Consider the following 1,786-nt stretch of genomic DNA (forward strand, 5'->3'; position numbering starts at 1 on the left):
CGCGCCACCTCCAGAACCGGCAGCCACTCGGCGGAGAGCAAGATGATGTTGACCCGCTGCACATGCTTTAGCGGGCGGTTCCGGTCACCAAGGATCGCAGCGAGGCGGATACGATCCTCAGATCCAACGATGACGCTGACGGTCTGGGCCATGCCTGGAGAATTCCACCGCAGCGCCCCGCTGTGAATCCTCCGTCTGCGTCAGTGCACTAGGTGGCGAGTTCAAGCGTCATCAACCCAGCTTCGCCCAGCCGCTTCATTTTGGATAGAGGCCGGCAACTTGGCAATGCCGGCTGCGCCCCCCCACGAACACAAGCTGCTAGGTCGCCGCGTAGGTCTCCGCCACGAACATCTCCCGGCGCATTTTCTGATCACTCAGGGCATCCCCCTACCCTGGCCGGGTTCTCACCCCGCCCGCAGCCGCATCACGTCGTCGTTCCAATGGCCGACTTTCTCTCTGCCGCAAGAGTCCGGGATCTGTCGAGCGGATACCGGCTATATTGAACGGCGCATCCATAGAAGCGATCCCCGGCCGGAAGATCAGCCCTTGCGTAACGCCGCGTAGAACGGCCGCGGCCTTAGTAAACTCGCCATAAATGCAGAACCTTGCAATAAGACATGTCTGCCATCGAATATATCGCGCAACCGCACGGAAGCCTTCATAGTGTCGCTTTATGTAGATGTCATTCCGGATCCGATGAGCGTGGTAGGAGATCCGCTTCGAACTAGATTCCGTACGGATATCAAGCACACCGGCAAGCTGCCGAACATGAACGACATGGCTGTTACCAACTAAATAGGCAGGGTGATCGCGGGTTATCCTCAGAGTGAATTCTGAATCCTCGCCCCAAATGTACATTTCAGGGATTGGCAAGCCGTAGCGCTGGATTGTTCCACGCGGCAGTAGAATTGCCACAAAAGTCGCTCGCGTAATCGGCACTATGCTATGTTCAAGTAAATCAGGCCAGTTTTCATAGGAGAGCGCATTGCGGCGCTTATCGATTTCGGGAACGTTAGTAAGCTGCCCCGCAGGCGAGCGCGCGGTAGAGATGACAAACGGGGCGACTATGTTCCGGTCAGCGAGGAGGTCGACGGCTGCTAGAAGCCTTGCAAGCGCATCCGCTTCCGGTACTACATCATCGTCCATCACCCATATATAATCCATACCTGTCTGGCAACCAAGATGCATACCAATGGCAAAGCCGCCAGCCGCACCAACATTCTCGGGCAGAAAATGGGCATCGACGCGACCTTTCCATTGAGCATGCAGAAGCTCAGATGTCCCATCCTCGCTCGCATTATCTATCACAATTATGCGATTACACTGATGTGTCTGGCTGCTTATTGCTTTTAAGCAGCCATTAAGTAAATCTCTGCGGTTATAGGTCAGAACTACTGCGCAAATTGTTGGCACATTGCCGCTCCCACCAAAGGCTTAGAGCCCGTTGAGCGGACCGAAGCCATTTCAACGCCCGGCAATTTATCAAAAAATGAAACAATAATTGGTAACTTCTGTATTATATTACAGCTATGCAATCTATATATCAACTGAATTGATGTGCGCGACGTCCTTCCAGAAGCGGCTTATATGATACCGCCGCGCCGAGGTGACTCGCTCAGTGTCTATCCGGGATCATGTTGTTGTCTGGCAGAGCCTTCGCAGCATGAGGCGAACGGAGGCCCAGCGCAGGAATGCGAGGCTGGTGCGGTTCAGGCACTCCCAGTCTTTGGCCAAGCGACGGCAGCGGTTCAGCCACGAGATGGTCCTCTCAACGATCCAGCGCTTC

The 1,786-nt window shown here is 54.9% G+C and carries 2 protein-coding genes and 1 pseudogene; all 3 read right to left on the reverse strand.

Annotation, left to right across the window (positions count from 1 at the left end):
- A pseudogene (locus H7965_RS29705) lies at positions 1-152 on the reverse strand (IS630 family transposase); the annotation flags it as partial.
- A 235-nt stretch (positions 153-387) separates the two neighbouring features.
- Complete coding sequence (locus H7965_RS29710; protein WP_186774071.1) at positions 388-1,413, reverse strand: glycosyltransferase; 1,026 nt, start codon at positions 1,411-1,413, stop codon at positions 388-390.
- Between the two features lie 219 nt (positions 1,414-1,632).
- A partial coding sequence (locus H7965_RS29715) for a transposase (protein ID WP_186773141.1) occupies positions 1,633-1,786 on the reverse strand: 154 nt, incomplete at its 5' end.

Origin of the sequence: Siccirubricoccus deserti, assembly GCF_014283215.1 — a bacterium.
Taxonomy (GTDB): domain Bacteria; phylum Pseudomonadota; class Alphaproteobacteria; order Acetobacterales; family Acetobacteraceae; genus Siccirubricoccus; species Siccirubricoccus deserti.